The organism is Rufibacter roseolus, assembly GCF_017916365.1.
Classification (GTDB): Bacteria; Bacteroidota; Bacteroidia; order Cytophagales; family Hymenobacteraceae; genus Nibribacter; species Nibribacter roseolus.
The window spans coordinates 1661341-1687173 of record NZ_JAFMSU010000002.1; the positions used below are offsets into that span (position 1 = coordinate 1661341).

Annotated in this window: 23 protein-coding genes; 10 read left to right on the plus strand and 13 right to left on the minus strand. The window is 51.9% G+C overall.

The annotated features are described in order from the left end of the window. Positions 1-62 precede the first annotated feature (62 nt). On the minus strand, positions 63-2411 hold the full coding sequence (locus J3P35_RS15715; protein ID WP_210465508.1) for a family 1 glycosylhydrolase: 2349 nt from the start codon (positions 2409-2411) through the stop codon (positions 63-65). Positions 2412-3082: 671 nt separating this feature from the next. Next, positions 3083-4162 (minus strand): PAS domain-containing sensor histidine kinase, encoded by a 1080-nt coding sequence (locus J3P35_RS15720; RefSeq protein ID WP_210465509.1) that lies wholly within the window; start codon positions 4160-4162, stop codon positions 3083-3085. A gap of 202 nt (positions 4163-4364) precedes the next feature. On the opposite strand from J3P35_RS15720, the gene J3P35_RS15725 reads away from it, so the two are divergent. From J3P35_RS15725 to J3P35_RS15740, 4 genes are all read left to right on the plus strand, one after another. Next, on the plus strand, positions 4365-5501 hold the full coding sequence (locus tag J3P35_RS15725) for a sensor histidine kinase (protein ID WP_210465510.1): 1137 nt from the start codon (positions 4365-4367) through the stop codon (positions 5499-5501). Positions 5502-5607: 106 nt separating this feature from the next. Next, complete coding sequence (locus J3P35_RS15730; protein ID WP_246850320.1) at positions 5608-5979, plus strand: response regulator; 372 nt, start codon at positions 5608-5610, stop codon at positions 5977-5979. A gap of 168 nt (positions 5980-6147) precedes the next feature. Beyond that, entirely contained in the window at positions 6148-8463 is a 2316-nt protein-coding gene (locus J3P35_RS15735; RefSeq protein WP_210465512.1) for a PAS domain-containing sensor histidine kinase, read from the plus strand. An 87-nt stretch (positions 8464-8550) separates the two neighbouring features. After that, positions 8551-8943 carry a response regulator gene (locus tag J3P35_RS15740; RefSeq protein WP_210465513.1) on the plus strand — a complete coding sequence of 131 codons (393 nt, stop codon included), beginning with the start codon at positions 8551-8553 and terminating at the stop codon, positions 8941-8943. A 141-nt stretch (positions 8944-9084) separates the two neighbouring features. On the opposite strand, the gene J3P35_RS15745 is transcribed toward J3P35_RS15740, so the two are convergent. After that, the gene (locus tag J3P35_RS15745; RefSeq protein WP_210465514.1) at positions 9085-10359 is read right to left on the minus strand and encodes a replication-associated recombination protein A; all 1275 of its coding nucleotides are present in this window, start codon (positions 10357-10359) and stop codon (positions 9085-9087) included. A gap of 868 nt (positions 10360-11227) precedes the next feature. Between J3P35_RS15745 and J3P35_RS15750 the strand changes: the two genes are divergently transcribed. Together J3P35_RS15750 and J3P35_RS15755 are read left to right on the plus strand one after the other, a co-directional pair. Next, positions 11228-12355 (plus strand): acyltransferase family protein, encoded by a 1128-nt coding sequence (locus J3P35_RS15750; protein ID WP_210465515.1) that lies wholly within the window; start codon positions 11228-11230, stop codon positions 12353-12355. 271 nt (positions 12356-12626) lie between these two features. Beyond that, positions 12627-13052 (plus strand): DUF6640 family protein, encoded by a 426-nt coding sequence (locus J3P35_RS15755; protein ID WP_210465516.1) that lies wholly within the window; start codon positions 12627-12629, stop codon positions 13050-13052. Between the two features lie 75 nt (positions 13053-13127). On the opposite strand, the gene J3P35_RS15760 is transcribed toward J3P35_RS15755, so the two are convergent. From J3P35_RS15760 to J3P35_RS15780, 5 genes are all read right to left on the minus strand, one after another. Beyond that, complete coding sequence (locus J3P35_RS15760; RefSeq protein WP_210465517.1) at positions 13128-13541, minus strand: DUF6691 family protein; 414 nt, start codon at positions 13539-13541, stop codon at positions 13128-13130. A 12-nt stretch (positions 13542-13553) separates the two neighbouring features. Then, entirely contained in the window at positions 13554-14114 is a 561-nt protein-coding gene (locus tag J3P35_RS15765) for a YeeE/YedE family protein (RefSeq protein WP_210465518.1), read from the minus strand. A gap of 365 nt (positions 14115-14479) precedes the next feature. After that, positions 14480-15889: an MBL fold metallo-hydrolase gene (locus J3P35_RS15770; protein WP_210465519.1), complete on the minus strand. Its 1410-nt coding sequence runs from the start codon at positions 15887-15889 to the stop codon at positions 14480-14482. Positions 15890-15973: 84 nt separating this feature from the next. Beyond that, entirely contained in the window at positions 15974-16768 is a 795-nt protein-coding gene (locus J3P35_RS15775) for a sulfite exporter TauE/SafE family protein (protein WP_210465520.1), read from the minus strand. Between the two features lie 169 nt (positions 16769-16937). Beyond that, the gene (locus tag J3P35_RS15780; protein WP_210465521.1) at positions 16938-17576 is read right to left on the minus strand and encodes a Crp/Fnr family transcriptional regulator; all 639 of its coding nucleotides are present in this window, start codon (positions 17574-17576) and stop codon (positions 16938-16940) included. A 118-nt stretch (positions 17577-17694) separates the two neighbouring features. Here J3P35_RS15780 and J3P35_RS15785 point away from each other — a divergent pair, with 118 nt between their 5' ends. Further along, on the plus strand, positions 17695-18432 hold the full coding sequence (locus tag J3P35_RS15785) for a hypothetical protein (protein WP_210465522.1): 738 nt from the start codon (positions 17695-17697) through the stop codon (positions 18430-18432). An 87-nt stretch (positions 18433-18519) separates the two neighbouring features. Continuing rightward, positions 18520-19122, plus strand: coding sequence for a DUF1801 domain-containing protein (locus tag J3P35_RS15790; protein WP_210465523.1), 603 nt, complete (start codon positions 18520-18522; stop codon positions 19120-19122). On the opposite strand, the gene J3P35_RS15795 is transcribed toward J3P35_RS15790, so the two are convergent. From J3P35_RS15795 to murI, 5 genes are all read right to left on the minus strand, one after another. After that, the gene (locus J3P35_RS15795; protein ID WP_210465524.1) at positions 19115-19645 is read right to left on the minus strand and encodes a flavodoxin family protein; all 531 of its coding nucleotides are present in this window, start codon (positions 19643-19645) and stop codon (positions 19115-19117) included. The genes J3P35_RS15790 and J3P35_RS15795 overlap by 8 nt on opposite strands. A 21-nt stretch (positions 19646-19666) precedes the next feature. Next, positions 19667-20149: a hypothetical protein gene (locus J3P35_RS15800; protein WP_210465525.1), complete on the minus strand. Its 483-nt coding sequence runs from the start codon at positions 20147-20149 to the stop codon at positions 19667-19669. Between the two features lie 180 nt (positions 20150-20329). Beyond that, on the minus strand, positions 20330-21499 hold the full coding sequence (locus tag J3P35_RS15805; RefSeq protein WP_317195394.1) for a glutathionylspermidine synthase family protein: 1170 nt from the start codon (positions 21497-21499) through the stop codon (positions 20330-20332). A gap of 143 nt (positions 21500-21642) precedes the next feature. Further along, positions 21643-22293: a hypothetical protein gene (locus J3P35_RS15810; RefSeq protein WP_210465527.1), complete on the minus strand. Its 651-nt coding sequence runs from the start codon at positions 22291-22293 to the stop codon at positions 21643-21645. Positions 22294-22384: 91 nt separating this feature from the next. Further along, on the minus strand, positions 22385-23203 hold the full coding sequence (murI, locus tag J3P35_RS15815; protein WP_210465528.1) for a glutamate racemase: 819 nt from the start codon (positions 23201-23203) through the stop codon (positions 22385-22387). Between the two features lie 155 nt (positions 23204-23358). On the opposite strand from murI, the gene J3P35_RS15820 reads away from it, so the two are divergent. Next, positions 23359-23751, plus strand: a complete 393-nt coding sequence (locus J3P35_RS15820; RefSeq protein WP_210465529.1) for an SPW repeat domain-containing protein — start codon at positions 23359-23361, stop codon at positions 23749-23751. 136 nt (positions 23752-23887) lie between these two features. Continuing rightward, positions 23888-25789, plus strand: coding sequence for an ABC-F family ATP-binding cassette domain-containing protein (locus J3P35_RS15825; protein WP_210465530.1), 1902 nt, complete (start codon positions 23888-23890; stop codon positions 25787-25789). Positions 25790-25833: the final 44 nt, after the last annotated feature.

A 25833-nucleotide genomic window follows, 5' to 3' on the forward strand; every position in this document is an offset into this window, starting at 1 on the left:
TGCTCTACACACCAACAAACCTAAACATCCATCATTCTGGTTTTCTGCCTGTTTTTACAAAATCAGGCGGAAACGGTAATGCGGTTGGCCCATCTCATACGGTTGGCGTAGCGCACCAAAGCGTCCTCTAACTGAGGCAAGATCTGGCCGCGCTCGCTGCCCAAGGCGCTAAACCTTGGCCTCGGGGCCTGATGTCCTTGCAATTCATTCGCGGAGAATCCCTGAACCAGGTTGGGGTCCAGTCCGACAATCTCGGCGGCTTTGCGGGCCAGGTCCGCCCAGGTGATCTCGCCTTCATTGGTCAGGTGCCAGATGCCCGATTCCTCGTCTACCAGCATATCAAGGCAGGCGTTCACCAAATCGGGCACGTAGGTGGGCGACACCACAATGTCCTCCGGCGCCAGAAAGGTGTTCCCCTGGGCCAGTTGCTTCACCATGAGCGTGAGGAAGTTGGCTTCATCCCAGGGCCCGAAGAACGAGCTGGTGCGCACGATCAAAGCGCCGGGATGCATGTCCAGCACGTATTTCTCAGCCTGGGCTTTGCTATGGCCATACACGTTGAGGGGGTTCACGGCATCGCTCTCAGTGTAAGGCGCCTGTTTTAAACCATCAAACACCAGGTCTGAGGAGAAGGTCAGGTACTGCACGCCGCGCTTCTGACAGGTGGCCGCCAGCAGCATAGCCCCGTGGGCATTGACCAGGTGGCAAGACTCACAGTCTTCCTCGGCCTCGTCAATCTTCACGTAACCGGCTGCGTTGATCACCGCCCAAGGGTTGTAGTAGTTCATGGCCCGCTCAATGGAGAACGGATCTGTAATGTTCATCTGTTTGCGGCCTACTAGGCGGTAAGGGATGTGCCGGTCTGCGCAGAGGCGGGCAAAAGCGCTGCCCAGGGTTCCGGTGGCCCCGGTAATGAGAATGGGCCGGGTCGTGTTTTCCAGGTGCAGAACTTCCTGCTCGGTCAGGCCATCTCCCTCGGGGATGGTTTCGGTTTCGCAGATGGGGTTCCAGTTGTTGCGCCACACCGATTTGGTGCCGCGGCCGAAACGGCTTTCCTCCCGGTTCAGGAAAAGCTCAGCGTGTTTGTCTTCTTCCGTGAATGGATAGAAAAACCTATCCGGTCGCTGCCACCAACCGGGAAGGTGGAACAATGGGTGTTCGTATTCTTCGCCCTTCGCCAATTTGGTCAGCATCTTGGCCAAGGCTGTAGGTCGGGGCTTAGGTCCACGCACATCAAACACACCCGGCTCATAGTAGCCCTCGGCGCGGGTGACCAGGTTCACCCAGTCAAAGGTGCCCAGCAAGGACCAGGCAGCCACGCCCACTATGTTTACGCCCTGTTTTTTCAAATCTGTGCAGGAATCCCAGACGTGCTTAAACCACTGCACCTGCTCCTCGCGGGCGCCGCAGATGTGTACCTCGGTCACGGAGATGGGTAAGCCGTAGCGTTCCCAGGTTTCGCGCAGCAAAACTTTATGGCCTGAGTAGAAACCAGCCGGATCTTCCGTTTTCACCCGGAGGGCTTCCACGTCTACATATTGGTGGATGCCGTTGCCGCCGTGGGTCCACTCCGGGAAAGAGGCCAGGTTCTCGTCCAGGTAGCGTTCGCTGGGCGGATAATGGTTGATGCCGATGATGTCTGGCGAACAGGGATTGTCCCGGAACCACTGCAGGTCCTCCTCCGGAATTCCGCAGTTCACGAAGTACTGCCACATGGAGTGCTCTGGGGTAAGGGTCCCGGTGAGCAGGTCCAGGCTGGCCCAGCGGCGGTCATTGTCCAGCTTTGCCTGGTATGCCAGCAGCGGGGTACTGTAGGTTTTGCCTAAGTCCTCTGTTTGCACCAGTTTGGCATGCGGAATAACTTCCCTGATGGCACGCATGGCCAGCACGGTGGCTTTGCATTGGTGCAACAAGGTTAGCCCGAAGGTTTTGCCGTCTCTGCCGTGCGGGTACCAGTGGCCGTACAATCCACTGAAGCGGGCGGTGGTAAGTGGTTCATTCACGGGGGTAAAGTACTCCACCCAGGGGTAGCGTTCTGCCACGGCTCGGGCGTATTCGGCTACTCCCTCGGGGAAGGATGGGTCTGCCAGGTTGGTGTGAATGGGACCGCTGCCGTGGTGCACCAACCCAAGAATGGGAGTAATGTTGTGTTCCTGCAGTAACTGCATGCGGCGGTCGCCCCAGGTCCAGTCAGCGGTGGCGGGTCCGTTGGGGGCGGTTAACTCCCAAAGCAGCGGATACCGCATCTTTTTCACCCCGATGGAGCCAAACAGGGCAATGTCTTCCTCGCGCAGGGCATGGCCGTTCAATTGCATCTGGTCCAGGTATTCATCTCCTACCCGGTTTACGGTACACTCCAAACCTGCCCAAACTTCCGGGAAACAAGGGTTCAGATTATCGCTATTCTCCATACTATTGAGTTGTGAACCAGAGCAAAGTAACACCCTATCTATCATGCTATTACAAAGTTTCGTGACGATAAATAGGTAGCATGATCTTAAATAAATTACCTAAGACTATGGGCAATTGCTCACAAAGTTCAGTGATGTTTTAGAAAGTTAGCTCCGGTAATTGTTATACTTCATTTACCGGTTTGAAGAAAATACGCGAGGGCGAAAGAGGGAGTTGAAGAACAGCTGAAATATAGGGGTATGCACTTAAAAAACCGTATTTACAGCAGAAGAACTAAGTAAGTACGCGCTGGAAGTGGTATTTTAGCCTTTATTCAGAAAAATACCTTTAAACCAAAAACTTTATTCAAGAGATAATTCATTAAAATAATTATAGAATGAAAAGTTTTCAATTCAACTTCAAACATCCTTCAATTCCTTCCTAAACCTTGAATATTAGGAAAAATAAGAGAACCTTATGCTCAATTCTTCTTTCGCAAAAACAGATGAATTGAAATAAACAGGAGAAATTAAAAGCCTTGATAATGAGGTAAACCCATTACCTGAGTTTAATCTAGGGCGAATGCATAAATGTAGAGGTACTCAAAACCAGACCTTACGCTGGCAAATCCTTACCTAAAGAATAGACCAGCTTTGAGCCTGTTTTTCAGAAAGTACCTTAAAAGCAGGAATCAGTCTTTGGGAAGGGTAATGTAGAAAGTGGTGCCTTCGCCCTCTTTGCTTTTAAAGGTGATTTGCCCGTGGTGCCATTCTACAATAGTTTTGATAATGGACATGCCCAACCCCACCGAAGGCTCTCCTTTAAGACCCGGACGGCGGGCCTTGGTAAACTCTTCAAACAGCGTGGCGTGGTACTGCTCGGGAATACCCACTCCGGTATCGGCTACAGTGATCAGAACCTGGCTTTCTTTCTCCTCCAAGCCAACCGTGATGCGCCCTCCGTCTGGTGTGAACTTAAGGGCATTAGAGATTAGGTTGTTGATGGCTTGCATGAATTTGTTGTCATCTACCTGAGCGTAGATTTCCTCCTGAGCAGGCGTAAACTCAAAATGCACTGACAACACCTTTCCTTCAAAGTGATTGTACTCCACCAGGGCTTCTCTGAACTTCTCCACCAGATTTACCCGCCGGGTAATTACCCCAGTATTGGCAGCCTCCAGAAACTCCTTTTTGATGAACTCTTGTATGAGGCGGGTCCCGTTCTGGCTGCTCTTGTCAATCAAATGAATAATCTCCAAAGCATCTTCATCGGCTTTATCTCCCAATCGCTCTAACAGTATTTCTGATAAACCATGAATCATGCCCATAGGCCCGGCCAGGTCATGGGAAAGAATGTTCAGGATGGAGTTTTTCTTGTTAGAGAATTTCTTGAGGTTGTCGTTGTACTGGCGTTGGAACGAGATGTCTTCTGCTTGCCCAATAATCAGGCGCTCGCCGGTGCTTTGCTCCAGCACGGTAGGGCGTAGACAGACCCACTGCTCTTCTTGCCCGGTTAACCTAATCCGGAACTCAATTTCCGGGCAAATGCCTGGCTCGTTGGCTTCGGTCAACTTTGATAGGACATGCTCCTGGTCATCTGGGTGAACCTGCTGCAGAAGGGCAACAATGTCTGACTGGTCGTCTTGTATTTTGAAAATTTCTTTGAAGGCGGGGCTCAGGTATACAAACTGGCCTGAGCTAGTGTCATAGGCGAACAAACTTAATCCGGTCTGCTCCAATAGGGCTTTGCAAAACTCGTGGGAGTTAATCATAACAACGTCTTAGAAACGCTGTTATCCTAAAATGGCCGTTTCGCTTACCTAAAGGTACAAGAAAAGAGTGGTAAGCGTTCAAAAGCCCGCATTTATTCTGTAAACCCTGCTGTTTCTACTATCTCATTACCCCAATTAAACCTTTAAAACGAGTTTTAGTAAAAGTGTATGATACTGCGTTTTTACCTGTACTACCTACCTTATGGCTCCTATTTATTCCGCAGACAGCATTAATTCCTTTTTTGTAAACCAGGTAAAGGACTATGCTATCTTCGCCACAGACACCAACGGCATCATCACTGCCTGGAACAAAGGGGCGGAGCGACTGAAAGGCTACACCGAAGAGGAAATTGTAGGCCAGTATTATGGCATCCTGCACCCAGATGAGTACCAGCATGCCGGGTACCCCGAAAAGGAAATGCGAAAAGCCCTTGAAAACGGCTCTTATGAAAACGAAGACTGGCGCAAAAAGAAAGACGGCACCCTGTTCTGGGCTACCGTGACCCTTACTCCTATCTATGATGATGAAGGGCAGCACATTGGCTTTACCAAAATCACCGGAGACCTTACCAAACAGAAAGAACTGCAGGACAAACTAGCCGAGCGGCAGCAGAATGCCCTGGAGCGCAAGAACGATGAACTCCAGAGAACGAACAATGACCTGGACAATTTCATTTACACGGCCTCACATGACCTGCGCTCCCCTATCACCAACATAGAGGCGTTGATGATGTACCTGGAAGAAAAGCTCACCGAAGAAAACGCCCTCACCCCGGAGACTAAAGAGGTTTTGCAGCGGGTATTGGATTCAGTAGACCGTTTTAAGCATACTATTGAAGATTTAGCTGAAATAAGCCGGCTGCAGAAAGACACCACCCAGGACGCTACAGACATAGTCACCAACATCAAAGATGTGTATGAAGACATCATGGCAGACCTAGACTACCCCTCCAAACAGAAAGCCTGCTTCATCCAGACCGATTTTAAGGTGCATCAGCTTAACTTCTCCAAGAAGAACTTCCGGAGCATCTTGTACAACCTGCTCAGCAACGCCATCAAATACCAGGCGCCAGACCGGGAATGCATTATTCATGTAACTACCCGGTTAGAAGATCCTTATGTGGTTTTACGGGTAAAAGACAATGGCCTGGGCATGAGCCCTCAACAGCAGGAGCAGTTATACGGCATGTTCCGGCGCTTCCATGACCACGTAGAAGGCACCGGTGTTGGGCTTTACATGGTGAAACGGATAGTAGACAACGCAGACGGAAAAATTGAGGTGGAAAGCAAAGAAGGAGAAGGTACCGAATTTAAAGTGTACCTTCATGAAGCTATGTAACCCCTCCTACATAACAGACTTACTTATTTTTTAGTACCCAACCAAAATGCAGGAGCAGCACGCAGGAGACACGAAGCCGGAAAACGTACAAAACATACCTTCTGTGATGATAGTAGACGATGACGAAAACTGGATTTTCGTGTCTAAACTTCTCCTGAAAAGAGCCGGAATACAAAACGGGATCATCACCGCTAAAAACGGGCTGGAGGCTTTCACCAAATTACAGGATTTAGTTTCGGCCGGAGATAAAAAACTACCTGACCTTATCTTGCTGGACATCCGCATGCCTGTGATGGATGGCTTTGAGTTTTTGGAAAAGACTACCAAAACAGACCCAATAGACCTGAGCCAGACCAAGGTGTACATCTGCAGCAGCTCCCTTAACCCCGGAGACAAAGAGAAAGCCGCCCTTTACCCTATTGCTGGTTTCCTTACCAAACCCCTTACCAAAGAAGTCTTACAAGGGATTCTGGGCTAAGCCCAGAATCCAGCTACCTGCCCGTTGCTGCATCATTGCTTTCTATTTGCCCGTACCGTTCATATCGGGCTCTTCAGTAGAGGGTAGACTATTCCTTGTCTCTATCTCCCCCGTAGAATAGGAAAGCACCCTAAATACAACGTATTTTACTGCAGCTTACAAAGATATATGCCCCATCATGATGTAAATACCCAGCCAGAAAATGCACTAGACTTTAAGGCAGTTTTTGAAGCCCTGCCGGGTAGCTTCCTGGTGGCGCAGCCAAATCCACCCCATTTCACCATTCTGGAAGTGAGTGATGATTTTCTCAAAATAGCTGGCACTGCCAGGCATAAACTGGTAGGCAGAAGTGTTTTTGAGGCTTTTCCTGAGAATCCCCAGGCACTTACGGCCACCGGACCTTCTGCGCTAAGAGAATCTTTCCATAAAGTCCTGGCTTCAAAACAGGCAGACCAATTGCCTATTATACGCTATGACATACCCAATGCAGATGGCCAATTTGAAGAGCGGTACTGGGCTGCCAGCAACAAGCCTGTTTTAAATGAACAAGGGGAAGTACGCTATGTTATACACTCCACCTCAGACGTCACCGAACAGGTAATCACCGCAAACAAAATAGAAGAAACTGAATCGCGTTTCCGGCACATGGTTGAACAGGCACCGGTGGGCATCGCGTTAACCCGGGGCATCGACGTGGTCATTGAAAGTGTCAATGCTCCTATGGTGCGCCTCATGTACAAACAGAAAACGGAAGAGGTACTGGGCAAGAAGCTGATAGAAGTCTTGCCCGAGGTGCAAAACCAACCTATCCTGGCCATTGTCAAAAACGTGGTACAAACCGGTGAATCTTTCAGAGGCAATGAGGTGCCGGTAGATTTATTGGTCGGAGAAAACCTGAAAAAGCATTTCATCAATGCCTCTTACACTCCCCTCATTGAAAGCGGGAAAGTAACCGGGGTAATCCATGTGGCACTAGACGTAACGGAGCAGGTATTGGCCCGCCAGAAAGTAGAAGCCAGCCAGGAAGAACTAAAGCGGTTCAAGTTCATGGCCGACCAAGCGCAGGATTCCTTTGCATTGATGCGAGAAGACGGTTCGTTTGCCTACCTGAACAAAAAAGCGCTGGAAACCTGGGGCTACTCAGAAGAAGAAGCTCCCCGTTTACGGGTGCAAGAGGTAGAACCTTTGTACCAGGAAGAGATGTTCAGGCAGCTTTTTGCCGAAGCACAGAATAAAACCATTCCGCAGTTTGAAACCCTGCACAGAAGAAAAGACGGGCACATTTTTCCAGTAGAGACCAGGGTAGTGGGTCTGATGCTGGATGATGAGCCTCATTTACTGGCCATCACCAGAGATATTACAGCCCGCAAAGAAATGGAAGCGGCGGTAAAAGAAAGCGAAGAACGGTTCCGGATCATGGCAGACGCTGCGCCTAACATGGTGTGGACCATTAGCCCTGAGGCCGAACTCACGTACGTCAATTCCTACTTCCTGTCTTTCCTGGGCATTGCGTATGAGACCGCCCTGCGGGACAACTGGATACCTTATGTCCACCCAGATGACGTAGACAAAGCCATCCAAAACCTGGGTGAAGCTATCAAGAATAGGGGCATTTTCACCATTGAACACCGCATGCGGCGGCACGACGGCGTGTACCGGTGGCTGCTTTCACAGGGCGCTCCCAGCTATCTGCCCAATGGTGACATCTACAGCTACATTGGTTCTTCCATTGACATCACTGACCTGAAACAAGCCGAAGAAGCCCTGGCCCAGAAAAACACCCAACTGGTCAGAACCAATACCGACCTGGATAACTTTATTTACACCGCCTCACATGACCTGCGCTCCCCTATCACTACTATTGAAGCCCTGATAAGCTTTCTGAAGGAAGAACTCACCGAATCCGCGTGCTTGAATGCTGAAACCGAGGACATCATGAACCGAATCATCACCTCGGTGAGCCGCCTGCAACGCACCATCCAGGACCTTACCAACATCAGCAGACTGCAGAACACCAACCCTGAAAACCTGCTGGAAGAATCCATTGACGTGCAGGAGGTGTACGAAGACATCAAGGCAGATCTGGATTCTTCCTACAACATCCAGCCCTGCCACATTCACACCAATTTTCAGGTGTCGCAGCTTCGGTTTTCTAAAAAGAACTTTAGAAGCATCTTGTATAACCTGCTCAGCAATGCCCTCAAATACCAGGCGCCAGACCGGGAATGCAGCATCCAGATTCAGACCCGGTTAGAAGAGCAACACGTGGTCTTACAAGTAAAAGACAACGGCCTGGGCTTGACCGAGCAGCAGCAGGAACAGCTGTTCACCATGTTCCGGCGTTTCCATGACCACGTAGAGGGCACCGGCGTAGGGTTGTTCATGGTGAAGCGGATTGTAGAGAACAGCAACGGCAAGATTGAGGTGGAAAGCGAAGAAGGACAAGGCACCGAGTTCAAAGTGTACCTGCCAGTAGCTGACTAAAACCTGCTATCTTTGTTTAAAAAGTAATCTACCATTACCCCCTAAAAGATGGAGGAACAGAAAGCAACGGACGTAAACCCGGAAATAATGCAGCAAATTGAATCCGTCATGGTGGTGGATGATGACGACAACTGGATCTTTATCTCCAAGATAAACCTGAAGAAAGCCGGCTTAGCAAAAGAGATCATCACCGCCCGCAACGGCCGCGAAGCCATAGACAAACTAGAGGAACTCGCTGCCAGCGGTGAGAAAAAGCTCCCGGCCCTGATCTTTGTGGACATTAGAATGCCCGTCATGGACGGCTTTGAGTTTCTGGAGCAGATCACCCAAAAAAGTCAACTTGACCTGGGCCAAAGCAAGGTGTACATGTGCAGCAGCTCACTCAACCCCGCCGACAAAGAACGCTCAGCGCAGTACCCCATTGCGGGTTTCCTGACTAAACCTGTCACCAAAGAAGTTCTACTGAATCTTTTGGCCTAGTTTTTCAAAAACACCTTTAAAACAGAAGCGGGCAATCCTGATGGGTTGCCCGCTTCTGTTTTATACGCCATTGTAGGGGCAATCCCTGGTGGTTGCCCTTACCGGTTTTGCAGCAAGGGCAACCACCAGGGATTGCCCCCACTAATATCTATACCACTCGCCCCACTGGTTACGCAGGTTCTTGCGCATTTCGTTCTCGCGGGCGTTGTTGCCGGGGTTGAAAAAAATGGTGCCTTTCAGCTCATCGGGCAGGAAATCCTGGGGCACAAAGTTACCTTCGTAGTCGTGGGCATACTTGTATTCGTTTCCGTAGCCTATTTCCTTCATGAGTTTGGTAGGGGCATTGCGCAAATGAAGCGGCACCGGCGGACTCCCCTGCTCCCGCACCATGGCCCGCGCGCTCCGGATGGCTTTGTAAGCGGCGTTGCTTTTGGGCGAGGTGGCCAGGTAAATGGCGCACTGTGACAGAATAATGTCGCACTCGGGGTAGCCGATCACGTTCACCGCTTGGAAACACTCGTTGGCCATGATCATAGCCGTGGGGTTGGCGTTCCCGATGTCTTCGCTGGCCATAATGAGCATGCGCCGGGCAATAAACTTAGGATCTTCGCCGCCTTCAATCATGCGCGCCAGCCAGTAAATGGTGGCATTGGGGTCTGAGCCACGCATGGATTTGATAAACGCCGAGATAATGTCGTAGTGCGCCTCGCCACCTTTGTCATACAAAGCCAGATTCTGCTGGGCAATCTGCTTCACCATGTCATTGGTAATGACAAGTTTTTCCTGCACCCCACTGCCGTCAATCACAATTTCCAGCAGGTTGAGCAGCTTGCGGGCATCGCCGCCCGAAATGGTGAGCAACGCCTCATACTCCTGCACCTCAATGTTCTGCTTCTTCAGAATCTCGTCCTCGGTTAGGGCTTTCTGCACCAGGTCAATCAGTTCAGCTTTTTCCAATGATTTCAGAATGTACACCTGGCACCGGGAAAGCAAGGCGGGAATCACCTCAAACGAAGGGTTCTCAGTAGTGGCCCCAATCAAGGTCACGGTGCCTTTCTCCACGGCGCCCAGCAAGGCGTCCTGCTGGGATTTGTTGAACCGGTGAATCTCGTCAATGAACAACACGGTGCCCTGCCGTTTTCGCGCCTGGTCTATCACATCCCTGATGTCTTTCACACCCGCATTGATGGCGCTCATGGCCACAAACGGCACCTTCAGTTGCCCGGCTATAATGCCAGCCAGAGTGGTTTTGCCCACGCCAGGCGGTCCCCAGAAAATCATGGAAGGCACCATGCCCGCCTCAATGTACCGCCGCAGCACGCCCTTGGGACCTACTAAGTGTTTCTGACCGGCGTATTGATCCAAGTTGTGCGGGCGCATGCGCTCCGGCAAGGGGGCTTTGGTAGTTTGGAACATGGGAAGCAGTTTCTATGGGTACCTCACGGTTTGTACCGAAAGGAAACGAATGGCAATTTACTTTCTTTCTGCCACTGTTCCCCGGCTGTTTTTCAGAAAGCGGCCTAAAAGCGCTTTGCACGTTGGTTGCCTATTGGAAAGCGACTCTCATGAATGCGACCACCTACACAACTGCCGCTACCTTTGGGAAAGGCAAAAGATGTGAACCAGCAAATTGGCTATCTATTGCGGAACTGCCAAGAGGTGGAAGTATTCGGCCTTAGGAACTGCACCAAATACCTATTTGCGATGATCGAGTACGGTGACAATACCACCTAAGGGGCCGAAAATTAACTCTCAACGGCTTTATAGGATAGATAAACCGTTGAATCTAAAATCTCAGGCAACTTGTCAAAAAGAATCCTGATTATGGAATATTATAGAATGGACCAAAGTAAATACTCTTGGGTAGCCAAGAAGTAACCAGGATGTAATGGGATGGGTATCAAGCTCCGGAAGCTACTCTACATTAAGGAACCTGACTAAATCAGCCTTAACCCGAGTGCAGAAGAGGTTCTACCCTCTCTTTTCTGCAACGCAATTCAAATATCCTTGCTATTAGGAAATTATAACAGAGTCCCCCTCCACAGCTTAAAGATCTATAAGGAGTACCAATAAATTTATTTTTCTGCTAAAAACTAGATTTTTATAAAGAATAATATAAATTTATAAAGTATTTTTTACCTTAATCTACTCCAATATCTCTTGGACCGGGAGAAGTTGAGTCGGTTCTGGAATTAAATACGCTTTCCTGGCCGACTGGCAGCAACTAACCGTGCCTTAGCCGAGTGCCGGGGATTGACCATGTCCACAGAGACCATGTCCAAATATGAAGGGGAACATAGATAAATTAGACTTTTTGAGAGGGATTGCGATCCTGCTCGTATTCGGGTATCACTCCCTACTGGTTATTTTCGAAGGGTTTGAAATCAAGCATTATGGATCCTTCCTGCTCAGTGATGAGTACACCCTTGGCCAGATACTTCTAAACCTGACTCCAGTTGGGATGGGGTTCCTTGGCGTTCAGTTGTTTTTGATCCTTTCAGGCTTCCTCATTCACCTGGGATACCTTAAGGCTGGTCAAAGGATAGAGTACTTCAGGTTTTACAACAAGCGGGTCTGGCGCATCTACCCGGCCTATCTACTGGCGCTGGTTCTTTTCGCCATCACAGTCGGTCACAAAGGCCCCTTGGACCTCTTCAGCCACTTGGGGCTATTCCATACCCTGATAGAGTCAAGTGTCTATTCCATCAACCCGTCGTTCTGGTCATTGGCGCTGGAGATGCAACTCTACCTTCTCTATCCTCTCTATTTAGTTCTGCGCCATAAACTTGGCCTCAACAAATCGGTTCTGGCGGTTGCGGTCGTCTCGATAACCCTCCTGGCCCTTGGATCTGCTTTAGGGTGGAACAAATCTTATGTGTACCACAAGTTAGTGTTTTCGCAGTGGATCGTATGGGTGCTGGGAGCCTACCTAGCTGAGCGCTATTCACAGGGAGAAAGGTTGTACACCGCTCATCCGATCTGGTTTGCAGTTGCTCTATTGGTTTTATTACCCTTAAGGTTGACCGTTGTGTTTGACGCGTTCAGCAAGATCTTTTACTCTCTTTACTTTGTCTATTTAATTGACTGGTGTCTACATACCAATTTTAAGGTGCGTCCTTTCTGGGAAAAAATAGGGAAGGTAGTGAACCTTATAGGACTTTGCTCCTACAGCATATACCTCTTTCACCAACCTTTCCTGAAGGCGTTCATCCATCTTTTCTCCCCATCTGGCAGCAAGTCTTATCTCTTCGTCGGGACCGCCCTATCGTTTTTGATGTTCTTTGCCCTGAGTTACGTCTGCTACCGTGTCGTCGAGCTAAGATTCATTAAAATAGGTAATCAGCTCTACAGCCTGGTCTCTAAGGGAAGCAAAAAAGAGGAAGTAGCAAAGGAGCCTGTACTCTCAAGATAAGCTACCGGCGGAAAGCTGCCACTAACATCCCTTGATACTTACCTTCAGGAAAGTGGCCACTTCCAAAAATCCCTTTTAGGTAAATTGAAAGAAGGCTTGTTGTGCAAGCTACTGTTGGCTTCGTGCGCCGGGAAAGTCCAGGCGCTTGCCCCGGCATTCTCCAATGTATGAGGTACAGGCCCCGAAACCTCTTAGGGACGTTGCCTTGAACTACCAGGCCAAGCCTGCGTATCTCCTACAGCAGGGTTCCTGCCACCCAAACCAGACAAAGATGAAAACTGCTGTAGCCGGACGTACCATCCTCCAATCCGTGGCGGCCTTCACCACCGTGGGCGGCTTCCTGATGGACTGGAACAAAACCCACCTTTTCAACCCCTGGTGGACACCACACGCCAAGTTCCACGATGCCATGACCATTCTATCGGGGACTTTGCTAGGCACCAGTAGCCTGTATTTGCTGAATAAAAAGGACGGAGACGCAGCCACCAATCTAAAAATAGGGGCCTTTCTGCCGGCTATCTTCTACCTGGCGCAGGCCGGCAGCTTTACCTTTCCGGGTGCAAAAGGCATGGACGCGGAGTTCCCGGAGAAAATCCCGATGGTAGGAGAAATCAAACTGAACGAGGGACCGTTCTCGCTGGTGATGCTGGCGGCTCTAGGGGCAGGATATCTTCTTGCTAAAGGAGAAGCTAAATAAACCTTTCTAACGCAAGTCAAATCATCCGTTTTAGGCTGTTTCAGATAAATCGGGCTAAAAACGAGCGGGTTTAGTTTAGTGCGGCAACCGATCCCGGAGAACGCCATAGAAATACGTCCCCAGCACCCCGCCTGCAATGGCCACCAGAATGGGCCAATACCCCTGGCCCAGGTTCACGAACAGCGGCCCCGGGCAGGAACCCACCAAGGCCCAGCCTAACCCAAAGATAGTGCCGCCCACCAGGTAACGGATGATGCCTTTTTCCTTCGGCTGGAACGTGATCCGCTCCCCCTGCACATCGCGGAGTTGGAACCGCTTGATCAGGAACACCGCCAATACGCCCAGCGTGACCGCGGTACCCATGATGCCGAACATGTGGAAAGCCTGAAACCGGAACATCTCCTGGATGCGGTACCAGGAAACAGCCTCAGACTTGCTCATGACAATCCCGAACAGCAGGCCGGTAATAATAAATTTCAACCCTTTCATTTTTTCTGAGGCTTAGGAAAACAGTAGTGGCAGCAGCAGGTGCGTGGTCACCAAACCGCCAATGAAAAACCCAATGACCGCCAACAAAGAAGGCCACTGCAAATTGGAAAGTCCGCTGATGGCGTGCCCCGAGGTACAGCCTCCGGCATAGCGTGTCCCAAACCCGATGAGCAGTCCACCGCCCAGCAGAATAAAGAAACCTTTCACGCTCCCGAGGACTTTCAGACTGAACAATTCCTGCGGCTGCAGTCCCTTTGGGGCCGAGAAGCCCAGTCCTTTCAGGTCCTGGATAGTGGCTTGCGAGACCTGTACGGCTTCCCCATTCTGGAGAAACTCCTGCGAGAGCCAACCGCCCAACACGGCGCCTACCAGAAACAGCAGGTTCCAGACTTGGTCTTTCCAGTTAAACCGGAAAAAGGGCACGTGCCTGCCGGCCCCGCACGCTGCACACAGCACCCTGAAATTAGATGAGAACCCAAACGACTTCCCGAAGAACAGCAGCAGCACCATGATCATGGCAATCACCATCCCAGACACATACCAGGGCCATGGCTGCGAAATAAACTCTATCATTGAATTATGTTTTTAGATCGATTTTGTAAAAACGCCAGCAAAGCGTCACAATCAGGATAGGCGATAACTACTCATGCAGGTAAATGTAGGGGCAATCCCTTATGGTTGCCCTTACGCTTGTAGTTTGGATAATTGCTGATCACCCCGACAAGACACACGCATTCCGTCCCCTTTGAAGGCCCGGAACGACAAGGCCGCGTCAAGCACCATTAGCTTTTACAATATTGCATTTGCGCTCCTTATGCAAGGGCAACCACAAGGGATTGCCCCTACACTTCGTGAATGCGTGCGATCTACAACAGTAGTCATCCCGGGCCTTCTAAGGGGGACATTCAGATACCTTACCTAATAGGCTGCTTCTTTCCTTACCCCAAAGTAGAAGGACACACGAAGGCAGTTTTGGGAACGTCTGTCTCGGCGATGGCTTTGAAACCGCCGGCTACGTCTACCAGGTTGTGGAAGCCGCGGGCTTTGAGAATGGAAGCGGCTACCATGGAGCGGTAACCTCCTGCGCAGTGCACGTATACGGTTTCCTCTTTGGGGATTTGAGACAAATGCTCGTTTAGGGAGCTTAACGGAATATTGCGGGCGTCCTCCACGTGCTCGGCGCTGTACTCGCTGGGTTTGCGCACGTCAATGACCACAGCTTCACCGGCTTTCAGGCATTGGGCAAATTCTCTTGCGGAGATAGATTGTAGAGTCTCCGTTTCTTTTCCGGAGGCTTGCCAGGCTGACATCCCTCCCTGAAGGTAACCCAACGTGTTGTCAAAACCTACGCGGGCCAGGCGAGTCACCACTTCTTCCTCACGGCCGACATCTGAGAGAAACACAATAGGTTGCTGGATATCGGGGATGAGCTCGCCAACCCAGGGCGCGAAACTGCCGTCCAACCCGATGTTGATGGCGTTAGGGATGTGCCCAAGAGAAAAATCAGCGGCTTTGCGGGTATCCAGCACCAGGGCGCCGGTCTCGTTCACTACGGCTTCAAACGCTTCCGGAGAAAGTGCCTGCAGGCCTTGGTTAAGGACGGTCTCAATGTTGGCGTAGCCCTGCTTGTTCAGCTGCACGTTCAACGGGAAATAGCTGGGCGGCGCCAGCAGGCCATCGGTGACTTCTTTAATGAATTCCGCTTCGGTCATATCCGGCCGCAGGGCGTAGTTTGTTCTTTTCTGGTTGCCCAGGGTATCAAAGGTCTCTTTGCTCATGTTCTTGCCACACGCCGATCCGGCACCGTGCGCAGGGTACACCAGAATGTCATCCGCCAAAGGCATAATCTTAGTGCGGAGGGAATGGAACAGGATACCGGCCAGTTCCTCCTGGCTCAAATCAGATTTGGCGGCCAGGTCCGGGCGGCCCACATCGCCAATGAACAGGGTATCGCCGGTGAACAGGGCGTAGTCTTTTCCGGCTTCATCGCGGAGCAGGTAAGTAACAGACTCCAGCGTATGGCCGGGCGTGTGCAGTACTTTGATAGTGACCTTGCCTACGGTCAGTTCCTCGCCGTCCTGGGCCAGGTAGGCGGCAAAGGAAGGCTGGGCGGCGGCGCCGTACACGATCTGGGCACCGGCAGCCTGCGCCAGGTCCACGTGCCCCGAGACGAAATCGGCGTGAAAATGGGTTTCCAGTACGTACCTGATCCGGGCTCCGTCCTTCTCGGCTTTGAGCAGGTAAGGTTTAATCTCGCGCAGCGGGTCAATAATGGCGGCCTCGCCGTTGCTTTCAATATAATAGGCTCCCTGCGCCAGGCAACCTGTATAAATCTGTTCTACTTTCATATCAAGATGAACTTGTTTTTACTTCTTTTCACAAAATTAGGTCCAAAACAGACCCGGGTCAGTGACTTTAGTCACCAACGGCTATCAAAGGAAAATCTCTTTGCCCAATATTAATACTCCCATGGCCAGCACAAACCACCCGAAGCCTTTCTTCAGGGACCGGCTGTTGACTTTATGCGCGAAGGCGGAGCCCAGGTAGATGCCCACCACCGACAAAGCCGAAAACGTGAGCAGGAAAACCCAGTCAATGGCGTAGTGGAACGTATCGCCCAGAAAGCCCACGAGCGAGTTCCCCGCGATGAGCACCAGCGAGGTGCCCACGGCAGTTTTCATATCCAGACGCAACAACAGCACCAGCGCCGGAATGATCAGGAAGCCGCCGCCTGCGCCCACCAATCCCGAGACCAGCCCCACTAGCACAGCCTGCGTCAAAATCTTGGGGTATTGACCGCGTTCTTCCCCATTTGAATCCTTGCAGATGTTTTCTTTATGCCGGATCATGCGGTACGCAGCCAGTACCATGAGCAGCGCAAATAGCACCATCACAAACACGCCTTTGGTCACTACGTGGTTACCTACCTGCAACAGTTGGTCTGGCAGCGCGGGCACCAAAAACAGACGCGTCAGGTAGATGGTCAGAAGCGAGGGTAAGCCAAAGGTGAGCAGTGATCTCAGGTGCACCAGCCCCTGCCGATAAAACCTGATGCCGCCTACGCTGCTGGTAGCGCCCACCACAAACAAGGAGTAAGAAGTGGCCATGACAGGGTTCAGCCCGATGAAGTACACCAGAATAGGCACCGTTAAGATAGAACCCCCGCTTCCTGTTAGCCCCAGGGAGAGCCCAATCAACACCGCCGAAATGTACCCAAGTATTTCCATGCCTCTATATTTTCGGGAGCAAAGGTAGAAGATACTTTGAGCCATCACAGTGACAAAAGTCACAGAACTGTTTTAAGTCCGACTTTTGGAAAATATCCCCTAAACGCCGGCCGGAATATGAAAGATTAAAGAATTAGCAGGTTCTTTCATGTAGGGGAAATGGAGCTGGCTAACCTACCTGGTGCAGCTCTATGAAATTGCGGTGCAGGGTGAGCACGCCCCGCTGCTCCAGTTTCTTGAGCAGCCGCGAAATGACCTCCCGGGAGCTGTTCAGTTCCCCGGCAATTTGCTGGTGCGAGATCCTGAGCTGGTTTCCTTTCACCTGCTGGTTTTTTCTCAGGTAGAACAGCAGCCGCTCGTCCAGGCTTCTGAAAGCCACGGCATCCAAGGTTTGGAGCAGTTCCTCAAAGCGCTCGCGGTAAGTGCCTATCACAAACGTATGCCAGCTGGGGTACTTGGTGAGCCAGCGCTCGGCCACGTGCATGGGCACCAGCAGCACCCTGGCCGCGGAGACCGCCTGGGCTGAGATCTCGCTTTGCTCCTGCCTGGCGGCGCACAGCATGGAAAGCGCGCAGGCCTGGCCCGGCTCCAGGAAATACATCAGGAACTCGTGGTCTTCCTGGTCCTGGCGGGAAACCTTGAGCAGCCCCTCCAAAAGCAAAACCGATGATTTCAGGTACTGCCCCGTCCTGATGACCATCTCCCCTTCCGGCAGATCTTTCACGGTGGCTTCTTGCAGGAGTTCTGCCCGCAGGTCTGGTTCCAGGTTGGCGAAATGCTGCTGGAGCAGGGTTTCTAAATTATCCATGGTCTACGAACGAAGCCCACGCCGCCTTTGATACATTTTCCCGGAAACCGGCCCTGAACCGCTTTTCCGGAAACCGAATAATCTTTCTATTTTCGGGTTCCACTAAAGCCCACGAACTATGCTGCTGCACTTGCTTCTGCCTTTCCTTCTCTCTTTTGCCGGCCTCTTCGCGCCCAGCGCGCCGGCGCTCACCGGCCAGGAGGTTCTTAGCAAGATGCATAGCAAGTACCAGGGCAAGTTCAACCCCTATTTCACCTTTGACCAGAAAGCCATTATCTATAGAAGTGCCCAGGATTCTACGGTTCAGGTTTGGCACGAGGCTCTGGCGTTACCGGGCAGACTGGTGATCAAGTTCGAGGATTTTGAGAAAGGCAACGGCGCCATCTACGCGCAGGACAGCCAGTTCGTATTCAAGGACAATGCCCTGCAGACCCGCGCCCGCCGCGTGCACGAGGTGCTGGTGCTGGGCTTTGATGTGTACCACCAGCCGGTGGAACGCAGCGCGGCGCAATTACAGGAGGCCGGTATAGATCTTTCCAAGGCTTTTTCCACTACCTGGCAGGGCCGCAAAGTGTACGTGGTGGGCGTTGGCTCCCTGGACGAGAAAGCCAGCCATTTTATCATTGACCAGGAAAAACTCTGGGTACTACAGACCGTGCGGCAAACCGGCGACCGCCGCAACGTGGTGGACCTGAAAGGCTATCAAAATGTGAAAGGAAACTGGGTAGCCACCGACCTCACCTTCTCGCTCAACGGCAAAACCACCATGCACGAGGTCTACTACAACATGAAATTCCCCAAAACCTTACCCGCCGACCTGTTTACCGTGGCCGGCTTCAAGGCAGCCCGCTGGTAAGGCATTTTTGCCCTGTTTTTCAGAAATCAACCTTAACACAAATCAGGTTAATACTTTCAAAAACAAACATCCTTCACCCGCTACTACATGGCTACCTCTAAAATGACCCCGGAACAGATTGAGCAGAAAATAGAAACCTTCTTCGCCACGGTTCCGGCGTTTGCCCAACCCATCTTTGAAAAAATAAGGAATGCCATTGCCACCGCAGATCCGGCCTTGGTTCCAACCTGGAAATGGAATACGCCGGTGTACGAGAAAGCCGGTCCGGGAATGGTGTGTGCCGTGAGCGCGCATAAACAGCATGTGAACCTTTCGTTCTTCCAGGGGGCTTTACTGCCAGATCCGCACGGGTTGTTCTCCAGCAGCGAGGATGCCAAGGCCATGCGCACCATCAGGTTTACCGCTGACACACAGGTAAACGAAGACCAACTGGTTGATTATGTGCGGGCCGCCACTCAACTGAAAGCCGGCACCGCCGCCAAATCAACAGAGCGCAGCGTGGTTGAAATCCCCGAGGACCTGAAACAGGCTTTAACTGAGGCTCAGCAACTTGAAAAATTTGAAGGATTGGCCTATACGCACCGCAAGGAATACGTGCGCTGGGTAAACGAAGCCAAACGCACTGAGACCCGCGACTCCCGCATCCAGAAAACCGTGGAACGCATCACGGAGGGGAAGAAATTCAGCTAGTCTCCTTCTGGGCTTCCTCAATATCGCGCAGGAACTCGCGTTGGTCCCCCAGGTGGTTGATGTCCGTTTCCACCTCCTCGGTAGAGGCATAGAGACTGCCGCCGTACTTCATATCCAGGTACTTGGCGGTGAGTTTGAACGGCACCTCAAAACCATCAGGGAGGGCATCATCAGCGCCTACCGCCATCAGGAAAATGGTCTTGCCTTTTAGTTTGCGCCCTAAAGGTTTCTGCACGGTGACCAGATCAGTGAGGCGGTCAAAGAAGGTCTTCAGCTGCGCGCTCATGGCGTACCAATACACCGGGGTGGCCAGCACAATCACCTGGTGCGGCAACATCAGGTTGATGAGGTGATTGAACTCGTCCTCGGCCGGATAGTCATGCTCATAGCGGTAGTAACCCACGGTGTAATCCAGCAGGTCCACTAACTGGTGCGGCGTATCCTGAAAGACTTTCTCCAGGAACAATCTCGTGTCGCTTTCCTTGCGGGCGCTGGCCAGGAGAATGAGCGGGAGCTGGTTCATATCCTTTTCCGGTCAGTAGCTTTATTCTTGGTGCAGCCAGGCATATTTGTTCTTCTTCCAATAGATAATGCCGCCTCCGCATTCCTCCAGGAGGTGGGTGAAAATTCCTTCGCCTTTTAAAGTAACCGCATGTAAAGAGTCCGGCCCAATGATGTCACCGGTTTCTCCATCTACCAGGGTTTGGGCGACGCTTTCGCCTTTGGGTATTTTCTTGAAAACCTCAATCCAATTAAGATCGGTCATTTCGTTCACTTCCCGGCCAGCCCCAAAAACAAAGTACTCCTTTGGTTTCTGGCCATGAAGAATGAGAATCCCCTTTTCAGCGGTTCTTTTATTACTTACCAGAAAGGCGATGTCTCCCTGATTGTCTCCGTTAAAATCACCTTCCAGGAAAGAGGGCGAGGTAAAATCTGCCAATTGGTACAGGGTGTCTAACTGCAAACCGGCCAATTGTTTCTCCCACTGAGAGGGAAGAGCCTTTTTCTTTCCAGGAGTTGCAGCCACAGAATCTGGTCTTGCCGGGGCAGCCGCACTCACCAATGCTACAGGTGGTTCTGGTGTTTGTTCTTTTGGCTCCTGAGCGGCATGCCCGCACCCGCTTAAAACCAGTACTAGTAGCAGTCCAGATAAATGCCTCACGGTCATGCTTCCTTTTTGAAATAAGTTGTCCTAAGAACCCTTGATTTACTCCACCACGTGGGCCACGAACTGAGAGAGGTTGGTAATGATACCGCGCTCGCGGCGGAAACCGATGGCGCTGCCTTCACCGGCCCAGAAAACTCCGGCCTGGTAACGATAACCCTGGGTATCCTGGGGCAGTTCGGCCCAGGCCTGGTAAACGTGCGGTTGGTAGCCATAGTCACCCGTGGTAGAGGAAACATCGGTGTTCTCGTGGACCTGGATGTTCTGGCCCTCGCGGCCGAAGAAAGGTTTCTCCACGGCTTTGCCGGAGAAGGACGTAAACTCGGTTCTCAGTAACAGCGGATGATACGGGAACTGCTGCCAAAGCCAGGCCAGCATGCCTTTGCTTTGGAAAATGAGCGAGTATGCCGGATTGGCGATCATCACGCTGCGGGAATATTGCAGGTCAATGAGATCTGAGCAGAGGCCTGGCTCCAGCTCCAGGAACAATTCCCAGGGCACCAGTTTGAACAGGAACGGGAACTTACGCCATTGCTCGGCGCCCACCTGGGCCCAGATGCCGCGCTCGGCGCCTAGCGTGGAGACTTGCATCTCATGGGCAGCGCAGATGTGGGTATCAAAACCGGCCTCGTGGGCGGATTGCGCCAGCACCTCGCAGTTGGTGTAGTCTTCTTTGCTATCAGGCATGTAAATAAACAGCAGGGCGGGCTCTAACTCGGGGTTCAGGCCCTGCCAGGTGCGGAACTGCTCTACCAGACCTTCATACAGCCCGTTGGCCTGCTGGCTTTCGTTTTTGCCGGCAGCGGCCAGGCTGGCCCATTGCACGACTGCCGTCTCGGGGATGGCGGTGGCGGTATCGGCGTTGAACTCCAGCAGCTTCACACCCTCCGGGGTCTGCGCGAAGTCAAAGCGGCCGTAGATGTGCCAGTGGCGTTCATCGTTCCAAGAGTGCCGCACGGCCCGCCAAAGTTTCTCCGGAATCCCGATCTTGCGCAGGAAATCATCGGGCACCTCTTCAGGAACGGCTTCCACCATCATCTGGTAAACCGAGGAGGCGGCCTCCAGAAGCTCATCGGCGGCGGCCTGGGTCAGGACCACCGCCTCACCGGACAGATAGGTCTGGCATTCTTCCTCCACTACCCACTCCCACCCCATCTGGCGGACCATTCTAGTCACATCGCCGTGGTGCGGCATCAGTTTTACAGGGAGCACGGTATCTGGCATAGCAGGAAATATCTTAAGTGGATAAAGGATACAAAAAGTTAATTATAACAAGGCGCTTCAAGGCCGTTTTGCGAAAAACAGCCCTGAAACGAAACTAAAATCAAGAAAGAGAAAAGACCAGCGCCAGCTGATTAACCACCGAAGCCCGATCTTCCGCCGAAGCCTCCTGAGCTTCTTCCGAAGGTACCGGACCGGCTGCTGCTGGGGCGGGTGGACCGCACCGTACCGGAGGAGGTAGACGGACGGCTATACGCACCGGTGGTTCCCCTGAAAGCCTGGGCTCCCCTGCTCCGTTCGGCGTAGGTTTGCTGGCGCCAGGCATCGTTACGGCGCATGGTGGACGGGTTAGAGTAATACGCCGGGTTAGGATTCATCATGCGGCCAGCCATGTACCCGATGCTGCTCCACATCAACACGTTCATCAACCCGAAGCCAGAACCGTTCACCGGATTGGCCTGGGTGTATTGCTGCATCTGGCGCTCCAGTTCCAGACCCTTTAAGGTATCTACCTGCCCGTTGTTATGCTTGAGAATAGCCATCACCTGGCCGGGGCCGGCGGGACGCTCGTCGGTGATGCGCCAGTTGTCCGGGCTGATCTCCGTCATCTCGGTGATCACGCCCTGGCTGTACTGCGGGGCAGCCTCACCGGCATTCCACTCCGTGGAGGCTTCGTTCTGGGCCGAGCGGTTATCTGAGCAGGAAGATAGCCCCAGGCAGGCGGCGGCACTCACCAACAGTACGTTGCGTGAGAAATCACCAATGAGGAAATAGCGCTTTTTCATGGTTAAGGATACGCAGCCGTTTAGGGCTGGTTTTTGTAAAAGTAAGCTTTAAACGCAAACCAAAGGATTAGTCGCAGATTCAACGGTTTTCTTACTCCCACAGCGGATAATGTTCCAAATGTACTTTCTGCTGAAAAAAGATCTGGGTAGAGGCCTCAAAGGAAACCGTGTAATCTGATACATAGAAGTGCGGCTCGCCAGGCAACCGCTCAGAGGCGATACCGGTTTCTGCCAGCACTTTGCCCAGGTGCCTGGCCACCAGTTCTGAGGCATCCAGCACCTCTACCCGGCCCTGGTAAAAATCAGTGATCTGTTCTTTAATAAGCGGATAGTGCGTACAGCCCAGAATCAAAGCTTCAATGTTCGCCAGCGCCGGGTCTGACAGATACGTCTGGATCACGCTCTCTGAGATGGTGTTGTTGAAGAAGCCTTCCTCAATCATGGGCGCCAGCAGTGGCGTGGCCACAGACTTTAGTTGCACCCCGGCGTTGAGGTCATCAATCTTCTTTTTATAGACGTTGGAGTTCACGGTCTGTTTGGTGCCTATGAGGCCCACGGTTTTCCCCGCGAACCTTTCTCCCACATACTGCACCACAGGGTCAATCACATTCAGGACATGGGCCTTACTGCCAACGTATTCCCGCACCAGTTCATAGGCCGCCGCTGATGCAGAATTGCACGCAATGAGAATTATTTTACAATTCTGCCTTATAAGCAGGTCGCAGATTTTGACAGAGTACGCCTGTATGGCGGCCGTTGATTTATCGCCGTAAGGCAGGTGGGCGGTATCCCCAAAGTAGACCAGTTGTTCCTCGGGTAAATGCGCTTTAATCGCTTTAGCAACGGTTAAGCCGCCTATTCCGCTATCAAAAACACCTAAGGGGCGCGCCCAGTTTTCAGCTTTTATCATCTGTAGGAAATTACGCGGGATGGGGTAAAAACAGACCATCCGTAAAAACACTCATATTTATAAAATGCAAATCTAAAATGCATTTTACTGCAACAACCCTAAATCAATGGGCGTAAAAGACCATACAAGTTGAAACTAAAAAAGGAGGAATAAAAATGAAAGTAATGTCAACCCGTGCCCACGGGATCATGGATTATCTGGTGGGTCTACTATTAATTGCTGCTCCATTTGTCCTTGATTTTGACCGTGGCGGAGCAGAGACTTGGGTGCCTGTGATTGTGGGTGCCGTGATTATTTTACAGAACCTCATGACTAACTGGGAAGTAGGCGTGTTCAGAGCCTTGTCTGCTAACATGCACTTGAACATGGATTACCTGATTGGTATTTTCTTAGCCGCGTCTCCCTGGATCTTCAATTTTGACGAGTATGTATACCTGCCACACCTGATTGTAGGTATCGTGATTTTATTGCAAGCCATGATGACTCGTGTAGTGCCAGCCCACGGGGCCGTTACCAACGCTAGAATGCACCACGGCCACACCCACTAAGGGTAGTGATTAGATTGAGTTAATTGAGTTAAAGACAAAGCAGAAAGGGCCGGGATTTTCCCGGCCTTTTTTGTGCCCTCCATTTTTCCCTGAACTGTCTCTGGTTTACGCTTTTCTGTTTGCGTACCTTTGCGCCATGAATTACCTTTCAGCAGACTCTATCTCTAAAAGCTTCGGCGACCGCTGGCTTTTCCAGAACCTTACTTTTGGCCTTAACCGCGGGCAGCGCATTGCATTGATCGGCGCCAATGGGGCCGGCAAAACCACCCTTCTCCAGATTCTGGCGGGCACCATTCCGCCAGACGGCGGTAGCGTAAGCGTGCGCAAGGGCATCAAAGTGGGCTATCTCTGGCAACAGCCTGAGTTCCCGGCAGGCGCCACCGTGCAGGATGCCATTTTCTCGGGCCAGACCGAGGTACTGGATGCCATCAGAGACTACGAGGCTTGCCTGGAAGACCCTAATACCTCTGACAAACGCATGCAGCAGGTGATGGAGCGCATGGAAACCCTGCATGCCTGGGAATACGAGGTGCGCACCAAGCAGATCCTGGGTAAACTGGGCATCCAGAACCTGGACGTACAAGTGGAGCACCTTTCCGGCGGACAGAAGAAGCGCGTGGCTATGGCCCGGGTCCTGATTGAGGAACCAGACCTGCTCATCCTGGATGAGCCTACCAACCACCTGGATCTGGAAACCATTGAGTGGTTTGAGAACCTCCTGACTACAGAACAGACCACCTTATTGATGGTGACCCACGACCGTTACTTCCTGGACCAGGTAGCCAACGAGATTGCGGAGCTGGACCGTGGCCAAGTATATACTTACAAAGGCAACTACAGCTATTACGTAGAGAAAAAGGCCGAGCAGGAAGAAGCCAACGCCGCTGAGATGGGTAAGGCCAAGCAACTCCTGAAGAAGGAACTGGAGTGGATGCGCAAGCAGCCGCGCGCCCGGGGCACCAAGTCCAAGTCAAGGGTAGATGCATTCTATGACCTCAAAGACAAGACCTCACAGAAAGACTCCCGCACTTCCCTAGAACTGTCAGTGAAAAGCACCCGCCAGGGAAACCAGATCCTGGAGATTGACCACCTGAGCAAAAGCTTCGGGGACAAAGTAGTGCTGAATGATTTCAGCTACATCTTCCGGAAGAAAGACCGCGTGGGCATTGTGGGCCCGAACGGCGCCGGCAAAACCACCTTCCTGAACATGCTCACTGGCCGTCTGGCACCAGACAGCGGCGAGATCATTGCCGGCCAGACCACCGTATTCGGTTACTACACCCAGTCTGAGCTTACTTTCAACGAGAACCAGCGCGTAATTGACGTGGTGAAGGAAGTAGCCGAGGTAGTGGAAACCGGCAACGGCGAGGTGATCACCGCCAGCCAGTTCCTGCAGCACTTCCAGTTTCCGCCGGCCCAGCAGTACACGTTTGTGAGCAAACTGAGTGGCGGCGAGAAGCGGCGCCTGCAGTTACTGCGCGTGCTCATCAAGAACCCCAACTTCCTCATCCTGGATGAGCCCACCAACGACCTGGACATCCAGACGCTGAACATCCTGGAGGACTTCCTCTTGAACTTCGGGGGTTCCCTGCTCATCGTGTCTCACGACCGTTATTTCATGGACCGCCTGGTGGAGCACTTGTTTGTGTTTGAGGAAAACGGCCAGCTCCGCGACTTCCCCGGCAACTACACAGACTACCGCGAGTGGGCCAAGGAGCACGAGAACATGAAGCTGGACGAGGTGAAACCAATTGTAAAAGAAACCACTGCCCCAGCCTCAACCCCAGCTCCAGCCGCTGCCCCCGTAGCAGATGCCACGCCTAAACGGAAAGCTTCTTTTAAGGAAAAGCAGGAATATGAGCGCCTGGAAAAGGAGATTGAAAACCTGGAAGCCGAAAAGGACACTTTAGCGGAAGAAATGAATTCCGGCGCTGCCGATCATAAGCGCCTGGCAGAACTGGCCCAACGCATCAAAGACATCAACACTGCGGTAGAAACCAAAACCGAGCGCTGGCTGGAACTGGCGGAGATTGTTTGATATAAGTATCAGGAAGCACGTATCAAGTATCACGATGAAGGTCT

What these genes read in the sequence shown, in the direction of transcription:
- J3P35_RS15715 (WP_210465508.1), bottom strand. Translation starts at nt 2,411, where the DNA reads ATGGAGAATAGCGATAATCTGAACCCTTGTTTCCCGGAAGTTTGGGCA.
- J3P35_RS15720 (WP_210465509.1), bottom strand. Translation starts at nt 4,162, where the DNA reads ATGATTAACTCCCACGAGTTTTGCAAAGCCCTATTGGAGCAGACCGGA.
- J3P35_RS15725 (WP_210465510.1), top strand. Translation starts at nt 4,365, where the DNA reads ATGGCTCCTATTTATTCCGCAGACAGCATTAATTCCTTTTTTGTAAAC.
- J3P35_RS15730 (WP_246850320.1), top strand. Translation starts at nt 5,608, where the DNA reads ATGATAGTAGACGATGACGAAAACTGGATTTTCGTGTCTAAACTTCTC.
- J3P35_RS15735 (WP_210465512.1), top strand. Translation starts at nt 6,148, where the DNA reads ATGCCCCATCATGATGTAAATACCCAGCCAGAAAATGCACTAGACTTT.
- J3P35_RS15740 (WP_210465513.1), top strand. Translation starts at nt 8,551, where the DNA reads ATGCAGCAAATTGAATCCGTCATGGTGGTGGATGATGACGACAACTGG.
- J3P35_RS15745 (WP_210465514.1), bottom strand. Translation starts at nt 10,359, where the DNA reads ATGTTCCAAACTACCAAAGCCCCCTTGCCGGAGCGCATGCGCCCGCAC.
- J3P35_RS15750 (WP_210465515.1), top strand. Translation starts at nt 11,228, where the DNA reads ATGAAGGGGAACATAGATAAATTAGACTTTTTGAGAGGGATTGCGATC.
- J3P35_RS15755 (WP_210465516.1), top strand. Translation starts at nt 12,627, where the DNA reads ATGAAAACTGCTGTAGCCGGACGTACCATCCTCCAATCCGTGGCGGCC.
- J3P35_RS15760 (WP_210465517.1), bottom strand. Translation starts at nt 13,541, where the DNA reads ATGAAAGGGTTGAAATTTATTATTACCGGCCTGCTGTTCGGGATTGTC.
- J3P35_RS15765 (WP_210465518.1), bottom strand. Translation starts at nt 14,114, where the DNA reads ATGATAGAGTTTATTTCGCAGCCATGGCCCTGGTATGTGTCTGGGATG.
- J3P35_RS15770 (WP_210465519.1), bottom strand. Translation starts at nt 15,889, where the DNA reads ATGAAAGTAGAACAGATTTATACAGGTTGCCTGGCGCAGGGAGCCTAT.
- J3P35_RS15775 (WP_210465520.1), bottom strand. Translation starts at nt 16,768, where the DNA reads ATGGAAATACTTGGGTACATTTCGGCGGTGTTGATTGGGCTCTCCCTG.
- J3P35_RS15780 (WP_210465521.1), bottom strand. Translation starts at nt 17,576, where the DNA reads ATGGATAATTTAGAAACCCTGCTCCAGCAGCATTTCGCCAACCTGGAA.
- J3P35_RS15785 (WP_210465522.1), top strand. Translation starts at nt 17,695, where the DNA reads ATGCTGCTGCACTTGCTTCTGCCTTTCCTTCTCTCTTTTGCCGGCCTC.
- J3P35_RS15790 (WP_210465523.1), top strand. Translation starts at nt 18,520, where the DNA reads ATGGCTACCTCTAAAATGACCCCGGAACAGATTGAGCAGAAAATAGAA.
- J3P35_RS15795 (WP_210465524.1), bottom strand. Translation starts at nt 19,645, where the DNA reads ATGAACCAGCTCCCGCTCATTCTCCTGGCCAGCGCCCGCAAGGAAAGC.
- J3P35_RS15810 (WP_210465527.1), bottom strand. Translation starts at nt 22,293, where the DNA reads ATGAAAAAGCGCTATTTCCTCATTGGTGATTTCTCACGCAACGTACTG.
- murI (WP_210465528.1), bottom strand. Translation starts at nt 23,203, where the DNA reads ATGATAAAAGCTGAAAACTGGGCGCGCCCCTTAGGTGTTTTTGATAGC.
- J3P35_RS15820 (WP_210465529.1), top strand. Translation starts at nt 23,359, where the DNA reads ATGAAAGTAATGTCAACCCGTGCCCACGGGATCATGGATTATCTGGTG.
- J3P35_RS15825 (WP_210465530.1), top strand. Translation starts at nt 23,888, where the DNA reads ATGAATTACCTTTCAGCAGACTCTATCTCTAAAAGCTTCGGCGACCGC.